This window comes from Sphingomonas radiodurans, assembly GCF_020866845.1.
GTDB classification, from domain to species: domain Bacteria; phylum Pseudomonadota; class Alphaproteobacteria; order Sphingomonadales; family Sphingomonadaceae; genus Sphingomonas; species Sphingomonas radiodurans.
Genome location: NZ_CP086594.1, coordinates 1,180,133 through 1,194,845, shown reverse-complemented (window position 1 = coordinate 1,194,845; position 14,713 = coordinate 1,180,133). Strand labels below are relative to the sequence as shown.

The window sequence follows — 14,713 nt, the reverse complement described above, 5'->3', positions numbered from 1 at the left end:
CCCGCCGCATGCGGGGGAGGGAGCAAAGGTCAGCTGGTTTAGCATCGACATCTCGCGAGTGTACGCACGCGCTTCTTAACAGGCTGTTTTCATGGGGTGGGCGGCTGCGGTTTGCGCAATCTCCAGGATCGCGTCCACGAACCCCTGGGGATCATCCTCCTGGATGAAGTGGCCGCCGCGCAGCGATCGATGCGATCGTCCGCGCGTCCCCGGCACGCGGCCGATGAATCGCGATTCGCCACCGCGCGTCACCGGGTCGGCGTCGCCGAAGCAGCACAGGAACGGCTTGTCCCAGCGATCGAGCACGCGCCATGCGGCGATCTGATCGGGGATCGCCGGATTGCCCGCGAACGGCACGAGCTGCGGGAAGATCCGCGCGCCGGCTTTGAAGCGTCGATCGGGAAATGGCGCGTCATAGGCAGCACGCTCTTCGTCGGTCAGCGGCCGCCGCGTGCCCGCCGCGACGATCCGTCCGATCGGAAAGGCCGGACTGAAACGCGAAAAGGCGCGCCAGATGGCAAAGGCGCGCGGCGCCGGGCCTCCCTCGGGCAAGCCGCCGTTGGACAGCACGACGCCGGCAAACCGCTGCTCCATAGCGGCGACCAGCCGCAGGCCGACGAGCGATCCCCAGTCCTGGCACGCCAGCGTAACGCCGCTGAGATCGAGCTGTTCGATCCAGTCACGGATCCACGCGACATGGCGCGCGTAGGAGTAATCGTCTGCGCGTGTCGGCTTGTCCGACCGGCCGAACCCGATCAGGTCCGGCGCGAGCACGCGGTAGCCGCAGTCCACAAGCCGCGGCACGAAGTGGCGGTAGAGATAACACCACGTCGGCTCGCCGTGCATCAGCAGCACCGGCGGGCCATCGCGTGGCCCCTCGTCGAGATAGTGGAGCCGCAGCCGCGTCCCCTCGTCGGGATCGGCGACGTTGGCGTAATGCGGCGCGAAGTCATAGTCCGGCAGGCCGACGAAGCGATCGTCCGGGGTGCGCAGGAACTCCATCAACCGTGCTGCCGCGCGGCAAGGCCGGCTTGCTCGAGCCGCCAGACCAGCTGGTCGAACCGGTCCTGCCCGAAGAACGGCTCCCCGCCGAATGCCATCAGCGGCACGCCATAATGACCCGCCGCGCGCTGATCGGCTTCGTTCGCCTCGATCGCTGCGGCGAGCCGCTCGCCCTCGTGAGTTACCACTTCGTCCATATCAGCCAGATCGAGCCCGGCCGTCGCCGTAGCCTGCGCCAGATGCTCGCTCTGATGCCATTGGTCGGTCCGGCCGTTCCAGATCAGGCTGCTGACCGCCGCGATGAACGCCAGACCGTGCCCGCGCTCGCTGGCGAGTTGCCCCAGCCGGCTCAGCCGGTGGATGTAGGGCTGCTCGGCCGGATACGTGCGCGTCGCCATATCCATCACCACCGGGTCGGGGCGCGGCCAGCGATATGGCATGCCGAGATACTCGGCGGTGCGTGCCGTGTCGCGCATCAGGTAGCTGATCCACAGCGGATCGCCGGTCGAGAAGAACTCGGGCTGGCGGACCGCGATCGGGCGCACGATGCGGATGTCGCACCGCACGTCGAAATCGCGCTCCAGCGCCGCCAGCCGCGGCACCAGCAGGTAGCTGTATGGCGAGCGGAACGACCAGAAACAGTCGAAGGCGAGCGTCATAGGGCTGATCCTTGCGATGGGGGCGGGCGATGCGGGTCGATCACGCGAAAGCCGATATGGTCGGTGCCCAGCCCGCGTTCCTGGAACTGCCGCGCGGCGGGGCGATAACGCGCGCAGTAATTCGCCGCGCACAGGTACGACCCGCCCTTGATGATGCCGTGCGTTCCGGCGGCGTCGGGCGTGTCGCTCGTCCATTCCCAGACATTGCCGATCATGTCGAACAGCCCCGCGGCATCGCGCGGGAAGCAGCCGACCGGCGCGCGCCCGGCATAGCCGTCACCCGCCAGGTCACGTGCCGGGAACGGCCCCTGCCACGTGTTGGCGACCGCGGGCTTGTCGGCCGGCGCATGTTCGGGATCGCTGCCGCCCAGCCGCGCCGCCCGCTCCCATTGCGCCTCGCTCGGCAGCGCCACGGCGCGCCAACGCGCATAGGCAAGCGCGTCCTGATAGGCGATTTGCACCACCGGTTCAGCGGCACTGGCGGTGGTGGACGCCTCCGGTCGACGCCATTGCGCGCCCGGCTGCCAGCGCCACCAGCGCGAATCGTGTTCATCGGGCGTCGCGAACACCGCGGAGCCGGGCACGCGCATCTCGGGCGGAGTCTGCGGCGTCACCGGCGGCGCACGTTCGGCGATGGTGCGATAGCCGGTCGCCGCGACGAAGCGCGCGAACTCGCCCGTCGTCACCTCGTGCGTTGACAGCCAGAAGCCGGCGACCGACACACGCTTTGGCGGGCCTTCCTCCGAATAGCGGGCGTCCGCCCCCATCACCGTGTCTCCCGCCGGGATCCACACCATGTCGCCTTCGCGGACTACCGCGCACACCGGCGCGACCGGCGCCGCCGCGGTGCTGCAGCCGGTGAGCAGCAATGCCACGACCAGCCCCCTCACGCCGTGAGCCCCGCGATGGCCGCCGCCACCACCGCGCGTGCCGTCGCTGCCGGAAGCTGCTGGTCGACGCGCAGCCGCTGCCACGTCTCGAAACTCAGCATCAGGTCGATCGTCTCGCGGCGTACGACATCTTGCGCGATGGCGCTGGGGAGCAGGGCAAGCAGCCGCTCGCGCATCGTCGCCAGTATCTCAGCGTGATTGCGCTGGATCGTCGCGGAGGCGTGGCGATGCGCGTCGGCGGCGCGCTTGTACGGCATCAGCCGCTCGTAGGTGTCGACCCGCCGGATCATCATTTCGCTGAGCTGCCCGCGCCAGTCCGATGCCGTGAAGGGATCGAGCCAGCCGGCATATTGTCCGGCGAGCTGCGCCGACATGCCAACGTACAGCGCCTCCATGTCGGCGAAGTGGCGGAACACCGTGCGCAAGCCTACGCCGGCACGGTCCGCCACCAGGTCTGCGCTCGGCGTCACGTGCCCCTCACCGACCAGGTCGATCATTGCCGCGATCAGCTTTTCGCGGCTGACCTCGGATCGCTTGCGGCGTCCATCGGGGCGCTCGACCATCAGTTCGACCAATAAGCATAGGTTTCGCCGGCACGCGGCTTGGTGCCGAGCGGCCGATCGATCGCGATCGGGGAGCGGATCAGCGACGGCCAGGCCGGCTTTGCCTGCGCGGCATCGTGCTGCGCGATCAGAGCCGCCAGGCGGCGTACCTCGTCGGGCCGCACGGCCGAAAGATCGCGCTGTTCGGTCGGATCTTCGTTCATGTCGTACAGCAGCGACTGGCGCGGAATGTCGAGCATCTGGAGCTTGGCGTCGCCGTCGCGCACGACGCGATAGGCGCCGCTGCGCCAGAACAACGGCCGCTGGGGCACGCTCGCACCTTGCGCGACGACGATTGGCGAAAGGTCGATGCCATCGATCGGCCGGTCGCCCGGCACCGCGATTCCGGCTGCACCGGCGGCGGTGGCGAATATGTCGAAGTGGCTTACCGTTCCGGCAACCCGCGTCGCGGGCGCGATCTTCGCGGGCCAACGCAGGAAGAACGGCACCTTGATCCCGCCTTCGAAGAAGCTCGCCTTCCAGCCGCGATACGGCTGGTTGATGTCCGGTAGCCCGATGTAATGCGCGCCGCCATTGTCGCTGGTGAAGATCACCAGCGTGTTCTCGTCCAGCCCGCGCGCCTTCAGCGCTGCCATCACTTGCCCGACGCCACGATCCAGCGCGCGGATCATCGCGGCATAGGTGCGCGTGCGGTGATCGGTGATCGCGGCAAGCGCGTCGTAATCGCTTTTCAGCGCCTGCAGCGGCGTATGCGGCGCATTATAGGCGAGATAGAGGAAGAACGGCCGGTTCCGGTTCGCATCGATCGCGCGCACCGCCTGGTGCGTCAGATAATCGGTCATGTAGCGATCGGGATGGAACCGCTCGCCGCCATTATATTGGACGCTGAACGGCAGGTTCGCCCAGATGTATTTGTCGATCGGGTCGAAATCCTGCTTCGCGTTGACGACATTGGCGTCGTTTTCGGGCAGGAACATCTGGCCGCCGATGATGAACCCCAGGCTCTCGTCGAAGCCCTGGTCCTCGGGCCGCATCCCGGGCGATCCGCCCAGATGCCATTTGCCGAGGTGCATCGTGTGATACCCGCCCGTGCGCAGCAGTTCGGCAATGGTGCGCTCGGACGCTGGCACGCCCTTGCTGTCCGACGGCGGATCGGCATCGACCGCGTGCTGGTCGAGGATCGTCTTATACTGCCAATCGGTGCTGAACCCCGACACGGTCTGCGCGAAGCGAGTATCGGTCGGTGTGAACTCGAACCCGAAACGCGTCGGATATCGCCCGGTCATCAGCGCCGCGCGCGAGGGTGCGCAGGTGGCGTTGCCGGCATATCCGTTTGCGAACGTGGCGCCCTCGGCGCCCAGCGCATCGATGTTGGGCGTCTTCAGCAGGCCATTGGCCACGCCACCGCCGTTGAAGCTTATGTCGTTGAAGCCAAGGTCATCCGCGACGATCAGAACGATATTGGGTGGCCCCCAATCCGCCGGCTGCGGCGCGCGTGCGGGGCCTGGCTGCCACGCGATCTCGCGGAACGGATGCACCCGCGGCGCCAGCCAGCCGGGCAGGTGCAGCAGCACATAATCCTTTGCCGCGATGCCGGTGATGGCCAGCACGGCGGCCCCGCCCAGCGTGATTTTGAGCCAGCGTTTCATGCGCGCATGCCGCGATAGGCGAGCGCCATCAGGGTGACCATCAGCGCCTCGACCACCATCGGCGGAAAGGCGGTCGCCGGCGCGCCATCCGCGATCAGGCTGACCGCCCGCCCGGTCAGCGCCACCCCGACCAGCGCAATCGGGACGAGCAGCGCACGCCGGTTCCCGCGTGCCACGCCATAGAGCGCGAAGGCCCCGCCGACGACGAAGAAGGCAGTAAAGTCCGCGCGCAGCGAAGCCATGCCCTGCGTTCCCAGAGGAGACAGGAAGAATCGCAGCGCCGATCCCGCGGGGTCGAGCAGGAAACCGAGCCCCAGCCCGATCAGGAGCAGTGCGACCACCCCCACGGCTCCTCGCCAAACCGTCGTCATGCCGTCCCCTCCGGTTGTTGGCACCTGACTATCGCCACGTGCACCGATATGCAAGGTAATGGCATTGATCGTGCCAATAATTTCGGTATTCTTGCGCCGACAGGGGCGAGGAGAGGATGATGCGGCATCGATTGCGCTGGATCGGCGGTGCGGTCGCCGTCGTCCTGGTCGTTGTGCTCGCAGCGTTGCCTGGCGCGGTCGGCCGGCAGATCGGTGCCACCGTGGTGGACATGCGCGCGGGGGTCGACGCCACGGCGGGTCTGCCGGATGGTCTCCACGTCGCGCTATGTGGATCGGGATCCCCGCTGCCCGATCCCACGCGCGCCGGGCCGTGCAGCGTCGTGATCGCCGGTCGTCACCTGTTCATGGTCGATGCCGGCGAAGGCGGCGCACGCAACATGGTGCTGATGCGGATCCCCAATGCGCGCGTCGAAGCGGTCTTCCTGACGCATCTGCATTCGGACCATATCGATGGATTGCCGCCAGCGATGCTGCTGCGGTGGACCGGCGCGAACGCGACGCGCCCGCTGCCGGTATACGGCCCGGCGGGAACGCGGCGCGTCGTCGATGGCTTCAACCGTGCCTATGCCATCGACCAGGGCTTTCGCACCGCGCATCACGGCCCGGCAATCGCGCCGCCGTCAGGGGCGGGGGGTATCGGGCACGACATCGCACTTGCGCCACCAGGCGATTGGTCCCCCGTCACCGTCTTCTCCGGCGACGGGATCACTGTAAGTGCTTTCCGCGTCGACCACGGCCCAGTCGAGCCGGCGATCGGCTATCGTTTCACCTACAAGGGCCGCTCGATCGTGTTCAGCGGCGATACCAGCGCAACGCCCGCGATCGTGCGCAACGCCCGTGGCGCCGATCTGCTGGTGCACGAGGCGCTGCAACCACGCCTCACCGCCGCGATGACCAGGACGCTCGATCGCCGCGATCAGCCGGGGCTTGCCAAGATCACGCGCGATATCCTCACGTACCACGCCACACCCGAACAGGTGGCGGACGAGGCGCAAGCGGCCGGCGTGCGCCATCTCGTGTTCAGTCACGTCATCCCGCAACTGCCCTCGCGGCTGATGTATGCCGCGTTCCTCGGCGACGCCCGGCGCCGCTTCGGCGGCACGATAACCGTCGGCGAGGACGGCATGGTCTTTTCCCTCCCCGCCGGAACCGACGGCTTCGAATATCGCGACTGGCCGGTGAGATAATCGGCTAGACGCTCTTCAGCCGACCTTCACGCCTTTCCAGAAGGCGATCCGACCGCGGATGCTCTCCGCCTTGGCTTTCGGATCGGGATAGTACCAGGCGGCATCGCGGTTGTCGGCGCCGTCGACGTGAAGGTGGTGATAGTGCGCCGTTCCCTTCCACGGGCAGACGGTCGTCGTGCTGCTTGGCCGCAGCAGCGCGGGATCGACGGCATCGGCGGGGAAGTAATGGTTGCCTTCGACGATGACGGTATCGTCACTGCTCGCGATGAGCGTTCCATTCCACCGTGCTTCGATCATCATGCATCTCCTGAGTTGCACTTGGAGGTCGAGCTTGTGTCGGCGCGCGTCAAGGCTCGGCGCGCGATCAGCGATTACGGGGTAGTCGCGGGAGCGAGCCCGTGACCTGACGGATAGCCGCGAGCTATCGGCATTGTTTCACCGACGAGGCACACATCGTCGCGGAACATATACGGCGTCAGGCATTTGGCCTTTTGATCCAATGCATCGGAACAGCACATGACGGACGAACGAGAAACTGTTGAATATGACAGCCCGACCGGCGGTTGGGGTTCGTTGCGCGGCATGGTGCAGACGGCGCTGCGCGAACGGCCATCGGCCGGTGCGTTCGAGACGTTGCGCCGCCAGAACAAGGCCGGCGGGTTCATGTGCACCAGCTGCGCCTGGGGCAAGCCGAAGCATCCGCATGCGTTCGAGTTCTGCGAGAACGGGGCAAAGGCGACCTTGTGGGAATTGACCAGGTATCGCTGCACGCCCGAATTCTTCGCCAAGCATAGCGTCACCGAATTGCGCGGATGGAGCGACCATGATCTCGAACATGAGGGGCGCCTTACTCATCCGATGCGCTATGACGCGGCCACCGACCATTATCTGCCCTGTGAATGGGAAGAGGCGTTCGCAGCGATCGGAACGGAGCTGAAGGCGATCGATCCCAAGTCGGCGATCTTCTACGCATCGGGCCGGGCAAGCCTGGAAACCTCGTATCTTTATGCGCTGTTTGCTCGGCTGTACGGGCACAATAATCTGCCCGACAGCTCGAACATGTGCCACGAAACCACCTCGGTCGCGCTGACCGAGTTGATCGGCTCATCGGTTGGCACATGCGTGCTCGGCGATTTCGAACATTGCGATGCGATCTTCTTCTTCGGCCAGAATACCGGCACCAACAGCCCGCGCTTCCTGCATCCGCTTCAGAAGGCGGTCGAGCGGGGCTGCAAGGTGGTCACCTTCAATCCGATCCGCGAAAAGGGCCTGATCGAATTTATCAGCCCGCAGAATCCGGCCCAGATGATCACCGGCAAGGGAACGGAGATCAGCTGCCAGTATCTGCAGGTGCGCGCTGGCGGCGACATCGCCGCGATCATGGGCCTATGCAAGTTCGTGTTCGCCGAGGACGAGCGCCGCGGCGGCACGCTGATCGACCGCGCGTTCATCGCCGACCATTGCGTCGGCTATGAGGAATTTCGCGCGAAGGCCGATGCGACGACGTGGGATCGGATCGAACAGGAATCCGGCCTGAGCCGCGCCGACATCGAGGAAGCCGGCCGCGTCTACGTCGCGGCGGAGCGCGTCATCGGCGTGTATGGCATGGGCCTGACGCAGCACGTCCATGGCTTCGAGAACATCGCGATGCTGATTAACCTGCTGCTGATGGGCGGTCATATCGGTCGCGAGGGAGCGGGGATCTGCCCGGTGCGCGGTCACTCCAATGTCCAGGGTCAGCGCACGGTCGGGATTTCCGAAAAGCCGGAACTCGTGCCGCTCGACAAGCTTGCCGAGCAGTTCGGCTTCGAGCCGCCGCGCGACACCGGGACGACCACCGTCGACGTGTGCGAAGGCATCCTGGACAACACGGTGCAGGCGTTCATCGGCCTCGGCGGCAATTTCCTGCGTGCGGTCCCCGATCAGGGGCGGATCGAGCCGGCCTGGGAGCGGATGCGCCTGACGGTGCAGATCGCAACGAAGCTAAACCGCAACCACCTGTTCAACGGCAAGACCGCGTACCTGCTGCCCTGTCTCGGCCGCAGCGAGGAGGACATGCAGGCCGGTGGGCCGCAGACGGTGACGATCGAGGACAGTTTTAGTCACATCCACGGCTCACTGGGCCACCGTACCCCGGCCAGCGAGCATCTGAAGTCGGAACTAGCAATTGTCGCCGGAATGGCGATGGCGACGCTGCCGCCCAATCCCAAGGTGCATTGGAAGAAATGGACGGGCGATTACAGCCTGGTGCGTGACCTGATCGCCGAGACGTATCACGAGCAGTTCCACGACATGAACGCCCGTATGTTCGAGCCGGGCGGCTTCTATCGTGGCAACAGTGCGCGCGAGCGGGTATGGAAAACCAAGACCGGCAAGGCGCAGTTCACCGCGCCGGAGATGCTGGCGGCGACGAACGTGGCCGATGCCGACGGACGCTACCGGCTGGTTACGGTGCGATCAAACGACCAGTTCAACACCACGATCTACGGCTACAGCGACCGGCTGCGCGGGATCGAGGGCACGCGCGACGTTGTGCTGATGAACCCGCAAGACATCAAACGGGCCGGGCTGTCGGCCGGGCAGCGCGTGACACTGGTCGGGGATGCCGGCGACGATCATGTCCGTCGGATCGGCGGTTTGGAGATCATCCCGTTCGATCTGCCCGACGGGACGATTGTCGGTTATTACCCCGAACTCAATCCGCTGATCGCGCTGCATCATCACGATCAGGCTTCCAAGACTCCGGCGAGCAAGGCCGTGCCGGTTCGCATCGAAGCTTGAGCCTGTTGGCGAAAGTCACCGTCGAGCCATCTCGCCGCCCCAGTCTATTTGGCGACCCATTTCGGCGCTCCTGATAAGGCTATACGCCGAAATAATCGAACTTTGCTGCAAGGCGACAATGGCGCTATATTCTCGCCGACGGCGCCGGTCGCTTTTGCCCGGCTCCACGTCGCGTACCCGAGTGCGAATATTATCATTCGACGTTGACGGGGGGTCGCCGATGAACAGCATCACCACGCAGGACGGGACGAGCATTTGGTTCAAGGACTGGGGGCCGGCTGATGCGCAAGCAATCGTCTTCCATCACGGCTGGCCGTTAAGCGCGGACGATTGGGACGCGCAGATGATGTTCTTTCTGGCGGAAGGCTATCGCGTGATCGCGCACGATCGGCGTGGGCACGGCCGCTCCAGCCAGACGTGGCAGGGCAACGACATGGACACCTATGCCGCCGATGTCGCAGCACTGACCGACGCGCTCGATCTTCAGGGCGCCGTCCATATCGGCCACTCGACGGGCGGCGGCGAAGTTGCGCGCTATGTCGCGCGTGCCCGGTCCGGTCGCGTGTCAAAGGCGGTGTTGATCGGCGCAGTGCCGCCGATCATGGTTCAGTCCGACACGAACCCTGGCGGACTGCCGATTGCCGTCTTTGACCGCTTCCGCGCCGCGCAGAACGCCAATCGTGCGCAACTCTTCCTCGATGTGCCGACGGGGCCGTTCTACGGTTACAACCGGCCGGCGCTACGGTTTCCGAGGGGGTGATCCGCAATTGGTGGCGGCAAGGCATGATGGGTGGTGCCAAGGCGCATTACGACTGCATCAAGGCGTTCAGCGAAACCGACTTCACGGACGATCTGCGAGCGATCGATGTGCCGACGCTCGTCATGCACGGCGATGACGATCAGATCGTGCCCTATGCCAATTCAGCGCCATTGTCGGTCGCGCTGCTCAAGCACGGCATACTCAAAACCTATCCCGGCTTCCCGCACGGCATGTGCACCACGCATCCCGACGTCATCAACGCGGATCTGCTCGCCTTCATCCGAAGCTGAGGCGTCGCGGGCGACACTGGCGGACGGCACATTCAAGTTGCGGGGGGCGGGCATGATCTACGTACTGACGCTGTTGATCGGGATCGTCGCGGGGCTGCGCGCCATGACGCCGCTCGCTGCGGTGAGCTGGGCGGCCTGGGCGCGCGTGCTTCCGCTCGACGGCTCGCTGCTCGCCTTTCTGGGCTATCGCTGGACACCATGGGTGCTCACGCTTGTCGCACTCGGAGAGTTCGTCACCGATCAGCTGCCGAATACGCCGAGCCGCAAGGTGCCCGTCCAGTTCGGCACCCGTATCCTGATCGGCGCGATCTGCGGCGCGGCACTCGCGCTACCGGTCGCGAGCTGGATGATCGGCGCGTTGCTCGGCGCGGCTGGCGCCGTAATCGGTACGCTGGGCGGCGCTGCCGCGCGTACGCGGCTCGCCACCATGTTCGGTCGCGACTGCCCTGCCGCGCTGATCGAAGACGCGGTGGCGGTCGTCGCGGCGGTTCTCATCGTTCGCGCCGTATGAACCGTCGTTTCGACGCGATCATCGTCGGCGCGGGCCAGGCCGGGCCAGCGTTGGCGAGCCGGATGACCGCGGCGGGGATGACCGTGGCGATCATCGAGCGGCATTTGTTCGGCGGCACCTGCGTCAACACCGGGTGCAAACCCACCAAGACGCTCGTCGCCAGCGCCTATGCCGCGCACCTTGCCCGCCGCGCTGGCGATTATGGTGTGGTGACCGGCCCGGTCGCGATCGACATGGCGCGCGTTCATGCCCGCTCGCAGCGTATCTCGGCGGAAGGGCGCGCTGGCGTGGAAAGCTGGCTGCGCGACATGAAGGGCTGCACCGTGCTGACCGGTCATGCCCGCTTCGAGGCGCCGCATCGTTTGCGCGTCGGTGACGACACGCTGGAGGCCGATCGCATCTTCCTCAATGTTGGCGGGCGGGCGGCGGTCCCCGACATGCCCGGCGTTACCGACGTACCGTTCTTCACCAACAGCTCGCTGCTCGCGACCGATACGCTGCCCGAGCATCTGGTGGTCATCGGTGGCAGTTATATCGGCCTCGAATTTGCGCAGATGTACCGCCGGTTCGGGGCGGAGGTCACGGTGGTCGAGAAAGGGCCGCGGCTGATCGGTCGCGAGGATGGCAACGTATCGGACGCAGTGCGCGACATACTGGAGCGGGAGGGGATTGCGGTGCGCACCGGCGCCGAGTGCATTTCCTTTGCGGCGCATGCCGACGGCGTCGCGGTGAATGTCGAGTGCGAGGAAGGCGCGCCGAGCGTCGTCGGCAGCCACGTCCTGCTCGCGGTCGGCAGGCGTCCCAACACCGATGATCTCGGGCTCGACGCGGCTGGGATCGCGACCGATGGGCGCGGGTACATCGTGGTGGACGAGCAGCTCGAGACCAGTGTGCCCGGCATCTGGGCAATGGGCGACTGCAACGGCCGCGGAGCCTTCACCCATACCGCCTACAACGATTTCGAGATCCTCGCGGCGAACCTGCTCGATGGCGCGGATCGCAAGGTGAGCGATCGCATTACGGCTTACGCACTTTATATCGATCCGCCGCTCGGGCGTGTGGGCATGACGCTGGCGGAGGCACAGGCCAAGGGCCACCGCGTGCTCGTCGGCAAGCGGGCGATGGCTCAGGTCGGCCGCGCGGTCGAGAAGGATGAGACGCTCGGCTTCATGTCGATCCTGGCCGACGCCGACAGCCGAGCGATCCTCGGCGCAGTGATCCTAGGCACCGGCGGCGACGAGGCGATTCACGCGGTCCTCGACCTGATGAGCGCAGGCGGCTCGATCGACCTGCTCGCGCGAACGATGCACATCCATCCTACGGTATCGGAGTTTTTGCCCACGATAGCCGGCGATCTTGATCTGGCACCTTGAGTTTAGCTGAATCAGTACCGGGAGAGCGCAACGCGCTTCCCCTGGGCCCTTAGTCGCACGTTGGCCGTTGACGCGGCACGCGCACGACAAGGAGTTCCCGTGACCAACGATCCTCGCACCAGTCAGCCGACGAGCTTTCCCGACGAGCCGCAGCAGTCAGGATCAGGCCTCGTCGCCGAGATGCGAACCAAGCCCGATCACGGCGAGGACAGTTACGTCGGCAAGGGGCTGCTGAAGGGGCGTGTCGCGCTCATCACCGGCGGTGATTCCGGGATCGGTCGGGCGGTCGCGATCGCTTACGCGCGCGAAGGGGCGGACGTGGCGATCTCTTACCTCGATGAGGAGCAGGTCGACGCGGACGAGACCAAGGCGTGGGTTGAGAAAGCGGGCCAGCGCTGTCTTCAACTGCCCGGCGACCTTCGCGATCGCGATCATTGCACGGCACTGATCGCACGCACCGTCGAAGAGCTTGGCGGCATCGACGTGCTCGTCAACAACGCCGCCGCGCAGACGATCAACGAAGGGCTCGACACGGTCGACGATGATGAGATGCAAGCCGCGTTCGCGACCAACGTATTTGCCATGATCCGCTTGGCCAAGGCTGCAGCGCCGCACATGGCACCGGGATCGGCGATCGTGAACACCACTAGCGAGCAGGCCAAGGTCTCCGCGAAGAACATGATCGTCTACGCCGCCACCAAGGGTGCGATCTCGACCTTGACGATCGGCCTGTCCAATCTGCTCGCGCCGCAAGGCATTCGCGTGAACGCGGTTGCACCCGGGCCTATCTGGACGCCGATCCAGCCGATCGCGAAATCTCCCGATGCGCTGGAGACGCTCGGGCAGGACACGCCGATCGGCCGCGCCGGTCAACCGGCGGAACTCGCCCCGGCCTATGTCCTGCTCGCATCCCGCGAGGGCAGCTACATGTCCGGGGCGGTGGTTGCTGTCACCGGTGGCGTGCCGATCGCCTGACCCGGCATCTGCGTTAAACGCCCGGTCTGCGATCCGGCAGCCGCTGGCTTGATCGAAGGATCGGCTGGCCGCTGCTCCAGCTTTTGCGGGTGTCAGCCCCGCGTCAGTTCAGCGGCTCACCCGAAATGGTGATCCGATGCATCAGTCGACGATGCCCGTGATAATCGTTCATCGCGTGATGCCAGGTGGAGCGATTGTCCCAGATCGCGATCGAGCCGGGCGCCCAGTTCACGCGGCAGTGGAATCGGTCTTGCATGGCCACCTGATAGAGGTAGCTCAGCAGCGGCATGCTTTCCTCACGGGTCCAGCCTTCGAAGTGCAGCGTGAAGGCTGGATTGACGTACAGGATCTCGCGCCCGGTGCGCGGATGTCGGATCACCACCGGATGCACGGCGCGGGTGCGTTCATCATGCCCCTTGAGATCGCTCGCCAGATCGGTCTTCGCGTAGATCCCGTCGGCGCTGTAGATATGGTCCGCCGAATGCACCGCACGCAGTCCTCGAAGCGTTGCCTTCAGTCCGTCTGAAAGCGAATCGAATACAGCACCAAGACTGGCGAACAACGTGTCGCCGCCGGTGGGCGGAGTCTCTCGCGCCAGGAGGATCGATCCCATCGCCGGCGCCTGATCGTAGCTGTGATCGGTGTGCCAACCGCCGCCGATGTTGGTCGTCTGCGTTTCGGCTTTGCGTACTTCGGCGATTTCGGGATGGCCCCCGTTTGCGGGGAAGTATTTGTTGACGTCGATGTCGCCCCAACGCCTTGCGAAAGCGATATGCTGTTCGGGCGTCAACGACTGGTCCCGGATGAACAGGACGCCCCGTGTCGCCACCGCATCGCGCAGCAACTCGAAGGCGTCGTCGCCTAGGGTGTTGAGGTCTACCCCGCTCGCCTCCACGCCGACGTGCTCGGATAGCGGCTGCATCTGTACCGACATCATCCTCTCCTCTGTTCTGGTGCACCGATCATACAGCCTTAGCTGTACGTGCAATGTCACCATCGTTACACTTCGGGCGTGACGATGTTTGATCAACTCCTCTGCAGCCGATGGTTCGCACGCCAGCCGAGGCAGGTGCAGGAGGCGCTGGCCACCGCGGGGCGCAGCGTCACACTGTCGGCGGGGCAGTGGGTCTATGGCGAAGGCGACGAAACCACCGGCCTCGTTGTCGTAACCAGTGGCATGCTGCGTCTCGAGGCTGCGGTCGGCGACCGCACTATCCTGGTCGGCGTGGCGATTGCGGGCGGTGCCTTTGGTCAGTCGCAGCGACGCGGTGGTGGTCCTCGGATCGTCACGGCGCGTGCCGGCCCGGCCAGCCAGGTGGTGACGATCGGCGATGCGGCGCTGGAACGGATCGGTGCTGACCTGCCGGTGCTTTGGCGCGCCGTCAGCGAGCTGGTCTATGGTCAGCTCGATGCGAGCGTCCATGGCTTGGCGCAGATGCTCGCGCTTCCACCGCGTGGCCGAATTGCCGCCCGCTTGCTGCTATTCGCCGAGCGGGGCGAGGCTCCGCTCTCCCAGAACGACCTCGCGGAACTATGCGGCCTGTCGCGAAAGTCCACCAATGCGCACCTCGCCGCGCTCGAGGCTGAGGGTATGATCCGGCGAGGCTATGGCAGCATCCGGTTGCTCGACAAATCGAGGCTGGCGAACTTGCCGACTTAAAACGGCGCAATGGGCAAGTTC

General features: G+C 65.6%; 14 protein-coding genes and 1 pseudogene. 7 read left to right on the top strand and 8 right to left on the bottom strand.

What is annotated here, in order from left to right:
• Positions 1-75: 75 nt before the first annotated feature.
• From LLW23_RS05750 to LLW23_RS05725, 6 genes are read right to left on the bottom strand one after another with little or no spacing between them, the layout of a single operon-like run.
• Positions 76-1,002: a haloalkane dehalogenase gene (locus LLW23_RS05750; protein WP_228947812.1), complete on the bottom strand. Its 927-nt coding sequence runs from the start codon at positions 1,000-1,002 to the stop codon at positions 76-78.
• Positions 1,002-1,661, bottom strand: coding sequence for a 2-hydroxychromene-2-carboxylate isomerase (locus LLW23_RS05745; RefSeq protein ID WP_228947811.1), 660 nt, complete (start codon positions 1,659-1,661; stop codon positions 1,002-1,004). Before LLW23_RS05745 ends, LLW23_RS05750 begins: the two co-directional genes overlap by 1 nt.
• On the bottom strand, positions 1,658-2,536 hold the full coding sequence (locus LLW23_RS05740; RefSeq protein WP_228947810.1) for an SUMF1/EgtB/PvdO family nonheme iron enzyme: 879 nt from the start codon (positions 2,534-2,536) through the stop codon (positions 1,658-1,660). The genes LLW23_RS05745 and LLW23_RS05740 overlap by 4 nt, the downstream gene beginning before the upstream one ends.
• A gap of 11 nt (positions 2,537-2,547) precedes the next feature.
• Positions 2,548-3,114, bottom strand: a complete 567-nt coding sequence (locus tag LLW23_RS05735) for a TetR/AcrR family transcriptional regulator (RefSeq protein ID WP_228947809.1) — start codon at positions 3,112-3,114, stop codon at positions 2,548-2,550.
• Positions 3,114-4,763: a sulfatase-like hydrolase/transferase gene (locus LLW23_RS05730; protein WP_228947808.1), complete on the bottom strand. Its 1,650-nt coding sequence runs from the start codon at positions 4,761-4,763 to the stop codon at positions 3,114-3,116. The genes LLW23_RS05735 and LLW23_RS05730 overlap by 1 nt, the downstream gene beginning before the upstream one ends.
• Positions 4,760-5,104, bottom strand: coding sequence for a hypothetical protein (locus LLW23_RS05725; protein WP_228947807.1), 345 nt, complete (start codon positions 5,102-5,104; stop codon positions 4,760-4,762). Before LLW23_RS05725 ends, LLW23_RS05730 begins: the two co-directional genes overlap by 4 nt.
• 146 nt (positions 5,105-5,250) lie before the next feature.
• On the opposite strand from LLW23_RS05725, the gene LLW23_RS05720 reads away from it, so the two are divergent.
• Positions 5,251-6,342: an MBL fold metallo-hydrolase gene (locus LLW23_RS05720; protein WP_228947806.1), complete on the top strand. Its 1,092-nt coding sequence runs from the start codon at positions 5,251-5,253 to the stop codon at positions 6,340-6,342.
• 15 nt (positions 6,343-6,357) lie between these two features.
• Here the strand turns inward: LLW23_RS05720 and LLW23_RS05715 are convergent, their stop codons facing one another.
• The gene (locus LLW23_RS05715; RefSeq protein ID WP_228948482.1) at positions 6,358-6,639 is read right to left on the bottom strand and encodes a DUF427 domain-containing protein; all 282 of its coding nucleotides are present in this window, start codon (positions 6,637-6,639) and stop codon (positions 6,358-6,360) included.
• A 219-nt stretch (positions 6,640-6,858) separates the two neighbouring features.
• Here LLW23_RS05715 and LLW23_RS05710 point away from each other — a divergent pair, with 219 nt between their 5' ends.
• From LLW23_RS05710 to LLW23_RS05690, 5 genes and pseudogenes are all read left to right on the top strand, one after another.
• Positions 6,859-9,123, top strand: coding sequence for an FdhF/YdeP family oxidoreductase (locus LLW23_RS05710; RefSeq protein WP_228947805.1), 2,265 nt, complete (start codon positions 6,859-6,861; stop codon positions 9,121-9,123).
• Between the two features lie 220 nt (positions 9,124-9,343).
• Positions 9,344-10,173 (top strand): annotated as a pseudogene (locus LLW23_RS05705) (alpha/beta fold hydrolase).
• A gap of 52 nt (positions 10,174-10,225) precedes the next feature.
• On the top strand, positions 10,226-10,684 hold the full coding sequence (locus LLW23_RS05700; RefSeq protein ID WP_228947804.1) for a DUF4126 family protein: 459 nt from the start codon (positions 10,226-10,228) through the stop codon (positions 10,682-10,684).
• Complete coding sequence (locus LLW23_RS05695) at positions 10,681-12,057, top strand: FAD-containing oxidoreductase (protein ID WP_228947803.1); 1,377 nt, start codon at positions 10,681-10,683, stop codon at positions 12,055-12,057. The genes LLW23_RS05700 and LLW23_RS05695 overlap by 4 nt, the downstream gene beginning before the upstream one ends.
• A gap of 99 nt (positions 12,058-12,156) precedes the next feature.
• Positions 12,157-13,032: an SDR family oxidoreductase gene (locus LLW23_RS05690; RefSeq protein ID WP_228947802.1), complete on the top strand. Its 876-nt coding sequence runs from the start codon at positions 12,157-12,159 to the stop codon at positions 13,030-13,032.
• Positions 13,033-13,135: 103 nt separating this feature from the next.
• Here the strand turns inward: LLW23_RS05690 and LLW23_RS05685 are convergent, their stop codons facing one another.
• Positions 13,136-13,969, bottom strand: coding sequence for a TauD/TfdA dioxygenase family protein (locus tag LLW23_RS05685; protein WP_228947801.1), 834 nt, complete (start codon positions 13,967-13,969; stop codon positions 13,136-13,138).
• Between the two features lie 81 nt (positions 13,970-14,050).
• Between LLW23_RS05685 and LLW23_RS05680 the strand changes: the two genes are divergently transcribed.
• On the top strand, positions 14,051-14,692 hold the full coding sequence (locus LLW23_RS05680; protein WP_228947800.1) for a Crp/Fnr family transcriptional regulator: 642 nt from the start codon (positions 14,051-14,053) through the stop codon (positions 14,690-14,692).
• Positions 14,693-14,713 lie beyond the last annotated feature (21 nt).

What these genes read in the sequence shown, in the direction of transcription:
- LLW23_RS05750 (WP_228947812.1), bottom strand. Translation starts at nt 1,002, where the DNA reads ATGGAGTTCCTGCGCACCCCGGACGATCGCTTCGTCGGCCTGCCGGAC.
- LLW23_RS05745 (WP_228947811.1), bottom strand. Translation starts at nt 1,661, where the DNA reads ATGACGCTCGCCTTCGACTGTTTCTGGTCGTTCCGCTCGCCATACAGC.
- LLW23_RS05735 (WP_228947809.1), bottom strand. Translation starts at nt 3,114, where the DNA reads ATGGTCGAGCGCCCCGATGGACGCCGCAAGCGATCCGAGGTCAGCCGC.
- LLW23_RS05730 (WP_228947808.1), bottom strand. Translation starts at nt 4,763, where the DNA reads ATGAAACGCTGGCTCAAAATCACGCTGGGCGGGGCCGCCGTGCTGGCC.
- LLW23_RS05720 (WP_228947806.1), top strand. Translation starts at nt 5,251, where the DNA reads ATGATGCGGCATCGATTGCGCTGGATCGGCGGTGCGGTCGCCGTCGTC.
- LLW23_RS05715 (WP_228948482.1), bottom strand. Translation starts at nt 6,639, where the DNA reads ATGATCGAAGCACGGTGGAATGGAACGCTCATCGCGAGCAGTGACGAT.
- LLW23_RS05710 (WP_228947805.1), top strand. Translation starts at nt 6,859, where the DNA reads ATGACGGACGAACGAGAAACTGTTGAATATGACAGCCCGACCGGCGGT.
- LLW23_RS05700 (WP_228947804.1), top strand. Translation starts at nt 10,226, where the DNA reads ATGATCTACGTACTGACGCTGTTGATCGGGATCGTCGCGGGGCTGCGC.
- LLW23_RS05695 (WP_228947803.1), top strand. Translation starts at nt 10,681, where the DNA reads ATGAACCGTCGTTTCGACGCGATCATCGTCGGCGCGGGCCAGGCCGGG.
- LLW23_RS05685 (WP_228947801.1), bottom strand. Translation starts at nt 13,969, where the DNA reads ATGATGTCGGTACAGATGCAGCCGCTATCCGAGCACGTCGGCGTGGAG.
- LLW23_RS05680 (WP_228947800.1), top strand. Translation starts at nt 14,051, where the DNA reads ATGTTTGATCAACTCCTCTGCAGCCGATGGTTCGCACGCCAGCCGAGG.